At 52.9% G+C, this 6,191-nt stretch carries 7 protein-coding genes and 1 rRNA gene; 5 read left to right on the forward strand and 3 right to left on the reverse strand.

Going from position 1 to position 6,191, the window contains the following annotated elements:
- Nucleotides 1-9 precede the first annotated feature (9 nt).
- The 3 genes from holA to AC2D8O_RS07870 form a co-directional block, all read right to left on the reverse strand.
- Nucleotides 10-1,032 (reverse strand): DNA polymerase III subunit delta, encoded by a 1,023-nt coding sequence (gene holA / locus AC2D8O_RS07860; RefSeq protein ID WP_484678248.1) that lies wholly within the window; start codon nt 1,030-1,032, stop codon nt 10-12.
- Nucleotides 1,033-1,037: 5 nt separating this feature from the next.
- The gene (locus tag AC2D8O_RS07865; RefSeq protein WP_484678249.1) at nt 1,038-1,658 is read right to left on the reverse strand and encodes a deoxynucleoside kinase; all 621 of its coding nucleotides are present in this window, start codon (nt 1,656-1,658) and stop codon (nt 1,038-1,040) included.
- An 84-nt stretch (nt 1,659-1,742) separates the two neighbouring features.
- A complete protein-coding gene (locus tag AC2D8O_RS07870; protein ID WP_484678250.1) occupies nt 1,743-2,246 on the reverse strand; it encodes a hypothetical protein in 504 nt (167 codons plus the stop codon).
- Between the two features lie 52 nt (nt 2,247-2,298).
- Here AC2D8O_RS07870 and AC2D8O_RS07875 point away from each other — a divergent pair, with 52 nt between their 5' ends.
- The 5 genes from AC2D8O_RS07875 to AC2D8O_RS07895 all read left to right on the forward strand — a co-directional run.
- On the forward strand, nt 2,299-3,159 hold the full coding sequence (locus AC2D8O_RS07875; protein WP_484678251.1) for a transketolase: 861 nt from the start codon (nt 2,299-2,301) through the stop codon (nt 3,157-3,159).
- 70 nt (nt 3,160-3,229) lie between these two features.
- Nucleotides 3,230-3,946, forward strand: a complete 717-nt coding sequence (locus tag AC2D8O_RS07880) for a pirin family protein (RefSeq protein ID WP_484678252.1) — start codon at nt 3,230-3,232, stop codon at nt 3,944-3,946.
- A gap of 65 nt (nt 3,947-4,011) precedes the next feature.
- Nucleotides 4,012-4,965, forward strand: a complete 954-nt coding sequence (locus tag AC2D8O_RS07885; RefSeq protein WP_484678253.1) for a transketolase family protein — start codon at nt 4,012-4,014, stop codon at nt 4,963-4,965.
- Nucleotides 4,966-4,969: 4 nt separating this feature from the next.
- On the forward strand, nt 4,970-5,464 hold the full coding sequence (gene folK / locus AC2D8O_RS07890) for a 2-amino-4-hydroxy-6-hydroxymethyldihydropteridine diphosphokinase (protein ID WP_484678254.1): 495 nt from the start codon (nt 4,970-4,972) through the stop codon (nt 5,462-5,464).
- A gap of 618 nt (nt 5,465-6,082) precedes the next feature.
- Nucleotides 6,083-6,191 (forward strand): 16S ribosomal RNA (locus tag AC2D8O_RS07895); the annotation flags it as partial.

Genomic DNA, 6,191 nt, shown 5'->3' on the forward strand with positions numbered 1-6,191 from the left:
CTTAAGGGCTCAAGCCGCCTGTAGAATCTGAAACAGAAGGGTTTTGAGAATGTGCTCTTCGCCCATTCGGGTGGTCTGGATGCCTTTTAGCGCCAGGTCAGCTTCAAAAACACACTTGATGGCAAAGACCAACTGCGGATAGGTGTACTTCTGAAGTGCTGCCCTGTAGCCTTTGGCCAGAAACGGGTGAATCTTCAGTTCGCTGGCAATCGCCTGCTCAGAATCGATACGGGCATGTTTCAGGTGGGCCAGCTTGCTCAGATAGCCATTCAGCTGCGCCAGCATCAGAACGGGCGGGTTCGCCTTCGGGTTCTTGAGCATGTTGTCCAGAATCAGGTGTGCCTGGCCTACATTTCGGGCTCCAATCTGATTCAGCAGTTCAAAGATGTTGAACTCACGGTCTATCTCCACCGCATCAAACACGCGCTTGCGGTCAATGTGGGGAGCGGGCTGATCTTTCAGGTTCAGAAGAATCTTGTCCAGTTCAGATACGATCCGCTGGAGGTGCGTACCCAAGGCAGCCACCAGTACCTGTAGCGCATCAGGGTCTATGGTCGTTTTCCGTTCTTTCAGGTAGCTTTCCACCCAAGCCGGTACCTGATTCTCATACAGGGGCTTGCTTTCAAACACCACTGCTGAGTTAATGGCTTTGCCGTATTTGGTACGCTGGTCGGGCTTCTTCTTGTCCTTGTGCAGTAGCACCAGCACCGTGGTGGGCGCGGGGCTGTCCAGATAGCTGACCAGCCGCTCGGCTTCCTCTTTACGTATGCGGTGTGCTTCTTTTACCAGCACCAACCTGCGTGCGGCCATGATGGGAAAGCTGCGCGCCGCAGCGGTGAGTTGGGCCGCACTTACATCGGGCCCGTAAACTATATCCTGATTGAAGGAAGGTTCGGCACCTTCCATGGCTTTTTTCTCAATCAGGTCGGCCAGTTGGTCCAGGTAGAAATTTTCTTCGCCAAAGAGGAAGTACACGGGTGCCAGTTTGCCGGCATTTACCTCGCTGCGCAGCTTTTCAAATTCTTTCGACATGTCTGTCAGGGCTGGAACAGGCCGTGGCGTTCGGCGTTGATGGCGTTGACGATAACGCCGAGATCCTCTGGCTTGTCGCGGAAGTTCAGCTTATCGAGATCTACTTCCAGTTTCTTGCCAAGGTTGTAGCTTCGGAACCACTCTTCGTAGCGTTCGTTCAGCTTCTTGAGATAGTCTATGCGTATGTTCTCTTCGTATTCACGACCTCGTGAAGCAATCTGGTCAACCAGTTTGGCAACACTTCCCCGCAGTAGAATTACGAGATCCGGCGGCTTCACCAGCGGCACCACTGTTTCATACAGGCTCATGTATGTGTCGTAGTCTCGCTGCGACATCAGGCCCATTGCTACAAGATTAGGGGCAAAGATTTCTGCGTCCTCGTAGAGTGTCCGGTCCTGTATGACGTCCTTACCGGAAGCCCGAATGGTTGCTGCTTGCTTCAGGCGGGTCTGGAGAAAGGCAATCTGTAGGTGAAAGGCCCACCGTTGCATGTCGGTGTAGAAGTCCGATATGTATACGTTGTCGCTGGGGTCTTCATACTGCACCTCAAAGCTGAGGATATGGGCCAGCTTAGTTGCCAGGGTAGTTTTTCCAGAGCCGATGTTGCCGGCAATCGCTATGTGCATAGGACAGTGGTAGAGGGTCAAAAATCGGAAAAAAGCAGCAGGCCTGCGGCGGAGTTTTTCCCCAATTCCACAGCAGTCTGAGGGTCAGAAGTCCGGAATCTGGAGCGGAGCAATTTTCCGATACTTCCACTGCCGGGGCAGGCTGTCGTTAGGGCCTGCCGAGATACTGACCGAGAGGAGCGAATCGGTTTCCAGCAGATAGCTTATTTGCTTGGGGTAGTCGTGTTCGGGGTTTGCAAAGCGCCAATACATCTTTTGTGGAGTGGTATCGGTGTCGCTGGTGTCGGCAGTTGTGTGGCGGGCTTCCAGGGTAAATGCCGTGGGGCTGCCGTCTTCGGGGTTCGCGAGGTAAATCCAGTCTTCGCCCAGTTGCTCCAGCCTCATTAACTCCAATAGCAGGGTGTCTTTTCCCTGAACCTTGAATGAAATCCCATCCAGATATTGGCCTGGTTCTCTTGCCACCCAGTGCTCGTATATCTGAGTGCCTTCCCGCTGCCAGCTCCCCTCCAGGCGCTTGAAATCAGTATAGCTGGGGCCACAGGCTGCGCACGAGACAACCAGACCTGCCAACACGATTATCCTTTTCATCTCGGTGTGTTTTCCTGCCAAAATACACAGGGGGTTGGCTACCTTTGTCGACATGAATCCGCAACAATCCATCGAATCGCTGAAAACGTTGTGCACACAGGTGCGCCGGGATATTCTCCGCATGGTGTTTGAGGTCAACAGTGGTCACCCAGGTGGCTCACTGGGGTGCGTAGAGCTCTTTGTGGCGCTGTACTTCCGACACATGAAGCATAACCCCGCCGTGTTTTCGATGGATGGCAAGGACGAAGATCTGTTCTTCCTGTCCAACGGTCATATTTCGCCTGTTTACTACAGTGTGTTGGCCCGGGCTGGCTATTTCCCTGTTTCCGAACTGGCTACATTCCGCAAGCTGAATACGCGCCTGCAAGGACACCCTGCCACCAAGGAGCACCTGCCCGGCATTCGCGTAGCTACGGGGTCGCTGGGGCAGGGCCTCAGTGTTGCAGTTGGAGCAGCACAGGCCAAAAAGCTCAACGGCGATACCCAGCGGGTTTACTGCCTCTGTGGCGATGGCGAGGTGAATGAGGGCCAGATATGGGAAGCTGCCATGTATGCAGCTCATCATAAAGTAGATAACCTCATAGTGATGGTAGACTGGAACGGCAAGCAGATTGACGGCAATACTCAGGATGTAATGGACACCGGCAATTTGGCTGAGAAGTTCAAGGCTTTCGGCTTTGAAACGCTCGTGCTGGAGAATGGCAATGACCTGGAAGCGGTGCTGAAAGCGCTGGAAGCTGCTACTGCTGCCACTGGTAAAGGAAAGCCTGTAGCCATCATGGCCAAAACCATCATGGGATACGGTGTAGACTTCATGGCCGATGACTATCAGTGGCACGGTAAGTCGCCCAACAAAGAGCAGTTTGAGAAGGCCATGGCACAGCTGGTAGTGCAGCCCGGAAACGATTATTGAGGAAAGTGAGGCGCAGGGAACCAGAGCAGATGATTTAATTGTTTAAACATTAAATTGAAAGGATGCTGACATGAAAACTACCCTGCACCGAGCTGAAACCCGTGGTGTCGCCAATCTTGGCTGGCTGTTCAGTAAACACACGTTCAGTTTCTCGCACTACTACAACCCTGAGCGGATGAGCTTTGGGGCCCTGCGCGTGCTGAATGATGATATCGTGCAGCCCTCAATGGGCTTCGGTACCCACCCACATGACAATATGGAGATCATCTCCATACCACTTCAGGGGGCACTCGCACATAAGGACAGCACAGGCAATGCTGAAACCATCCTGACCGGTGACGTCCAGATCATGTCTGCCGGAACAGGCCTGACGCACAGCGAGTTTAATCCTTCCAGCAAAGAGGCAGTCAACTTCCTGCAACTCTGGATTTTCCCCGATACCCAAGGCGTAAAGCCGCGTTATGCCCAGAAAACCTTCGATGCGGCAGATCGGCAGAACCGCTGGCAGACAGTTGTGGAAAAGGGTGGGGTCAATGGCGCACTGGACATTCATCAGAGCGCAAGGCTTTCGCTCGCCAATGTTTCAGCAGGAACTGCGCTTGGCTATCAGAATGCTTTCGCGGGTAATGGCCAGTATCTGTTTGTGCTGGAAGGCAAGGTTGCAGTTGGCGATACGGTACTCGGGCGGCGCGATGGCCTGGGCATTGAAGGGGTAGACACCTTCAGTCTGACAGCAGAGGAAGATACCCAATTGCTGCTCATCGAAGTTCCGCTGCGCCCACGCTAATTGATGGGGCAAATCGTAGCAAATCCGGCCTGAAAGTGTAGTTTTGGGCCGGATTTTTCTTTGCCATGCGATATACAGACTCTGGGAAAAAAGATACCCGAAGCGGCTTTGGTGCTGGTCTTCTGGAATTGGGCCGCCGCAATCCGCAGGTTGTTGCACTCTGTGCCGACCTGACAGGTTCGCTAAAGATGGATGCCTTTCAGAAAGAGTTTCCCGATCGATTCTATCAGGCAGGTATCGCAGAAGCCAACATGATGGGAGTGGCCGCAGGACTTACCATTGGCGGCAAAATTCCTTTCACCGGCACCTTTGCCAACTTCAGCACGGGGCGTGTGTATGATCAGATCCGACAGAGTATCTGCTACAGCGGCAAGAACGTGAAAGTATGCGCTTCGCATGCTGGCCTGACGTTGGGCGAAGATGGGGCTACCCACCAGATTTTGGAAGACATCGGCCTGATGCGCATGCTGCCAGGGATGACCGTGGTGGTGCCCTGTGATTACAACCAAACCCGGCTCGCCACGCTGGCAATCGCCGACCATAATGGGCCCGTTTATCTGCGATTCGGCCGTCCGGCGGTGCCCAACTTCACTTCAGACAAGGAAGGCGACTTCGTTATTGGCAAGGCGCAGATACTGGAAGATGGCAAGGACGTTGCTATTATCGCCTGTGGCCATCTGGTATGGCAGGCACTGTTGGCAGCCGAAGAGCTGTCAAAGGCCGGTATTCAGGCTACCATCATCAACATGCACACCATAAAGCCATTGGACGAAGCCGCCCTTCACAAAGCGGCCGCTACTGGCGCCTTCGTCACCGCAGAGGAGCACATGCTGAATGGTGGGCTTGGCGAAGCGGTATCGCAATGGGTGGTGCGCAACCATCCGCTTCCGCTGGAGATGGTCGGTGTCAACGACAAGTTTGGTGAATCCGGTACCCCGGATGAACTCATGGCCAAGTATGGTATCAATGCCGCTGCCATTGTTGCTGCCGCCAAGCGTGCCATCGAGCGCAAGAAGTGACAGTATGATTTACCTCGGAATCGGCAGCAATCTGGGCAACCGCTTACAACATCTGGCCATTGCCGAGCAAAAACTGGAAGACCGTGGGATTCATATCCTGCGGTCTTCTGCTGTTTATGAAACACCGCCATTTGGGCCTGTGCAGCAGGGACCTTTTCTCAATACCGTAGTAGAGGTTGCTACCACACTGTCGGCACCTGACCTGATGCAAGCGCTTCTGGACATTGAAGCCGAGATGGGGCGGCGGCGACTGCTCCGTTGGGGGCCACGTCTCATAGACCTGGATTTGCTGGCCTATCAAGAACTCATCCTGGAGTCAGAGTATCTCCAGCTGCCACATCCAGGCATTGCAGAACGGGCTTTTGTGCTGGTGCCTTGGGCGCAGTTGACACCTGAGTGGCGCCATCCGGTGTCACATCTTACCATACTGGATATGCTCTCAAAGCTGCCGGACGACCAGATAGGAGCGGTTAACTGGTATGCGGCCAACAGCAAATGAGTTTTTTTGCCTCGCATTTTCAGCTAGTTGCGCGAAAGTTGGGCAGTGGGGGCTTGCGTTATCAAAAAGACGCCCTACCTTTGTATCCCACTTCGGACGGAATGACCGCCGAAACGGAATCGAAAAGAGGGTAACACTTCCGAGTAGTTTTGAAATAAAAGCTGTCCAGCTGTTTCTCTGAGCTTGTTTTCAGAGGAACACGAAAAGAAAAAATTTCGGAAAAAGCTTGACAGTGCGAAAAACGGTTGTACCTTTGCACTCCGCAAAACGAGACACGACAAAAGTCAAGTCGGTTAGCGAAACAAAGGCCTAGCCTTTGAGTAGGAATTTGAAATAAAAACTGCCTTGCGGCTCTCAACAACTAGGTTTTTGAGAGTATATCGAAAAGAAAATTTTTCGAGAAACGCTTGACAGCAAAAAAAACGGTTGTAACTTTGCACTCCGCAAAACGAGACACGACGCAAGTCGACTCGGTGAGCGAGTCCGAAAGAATAAACGTTCTTTGAGGTTTGGGAAGAAGGTTAGATAGTTTGGAGCATCTACAATGCTAAATAGCAGGTAGCTCTAAGCACCAAAGTCAATTTTAAAATCCGAATGAGTGTGATCAACACTTTCTATACAATGGAGAGTTTGATCCTGGCTCAGGATGAACGCTAGCGGCAGGCCTAACACATGCAAGTCGAACGGGGGTAGCAATACCCTAGTGGCGGACGGGTGCGTAACGCGT

Source organism: Pontibacter sp. T17, assembly GCF_057219875.1.

Excerpts from the sequence above, each read along its gene's own strand:
- holA (WP_484678248.1), bottom strand. The coding sequence starts at position 1,032 with ATGTCGAAAGAATTTGAAAAGCTGCGCAGCGAGGTAAATGCCGGCAAA.
- AC2D8O_RS07865 (WP_484678249.1), bottom strand. The coding sequence starts at position 1,658 with ATGCACATAGCGATTGCCGGCAACATCGGCTCTGGAAAAACTACCCTG.
- AC2D8O_RS07870 (WP_484678250.1), bottom strand. The coding sequence starts at position 2,246 with ATGAAAAGGATAATCGTGTTGGCAGGTCTGGTTGTCTCGTGCGCAGCC.
- AC2D8O_RS07875 (WP_484678251.1), top strand. The coding sequence starts at position 2,299 with ATGAATCCGCAACAATCCATCGAATCGCTGAAAACGTTGTGCACACAG.
- AC2D8O_RS07880 (WP_484678252.1), top strand. The coding sequence starts at position 3,230 with ATGAAAACTACCCTGCACCGAGCTGAAACCCGTGGTGTCGCCAATCTT.
- AC2D8O_RS07885 (WP_484678253.1), top strand. The coding sequence starts at position 4,012 with ATGCGATATACAGACTCTGGGAAAAAAGATACCCGAAGCGGCTTTGGT.
- folK (WP_484678254.1), top strand. The coding sequence starts at position 4,970 with ATGATTTACCTCGGAATCGGCAGCAATCTGGGCAACCGCTTACAACAT.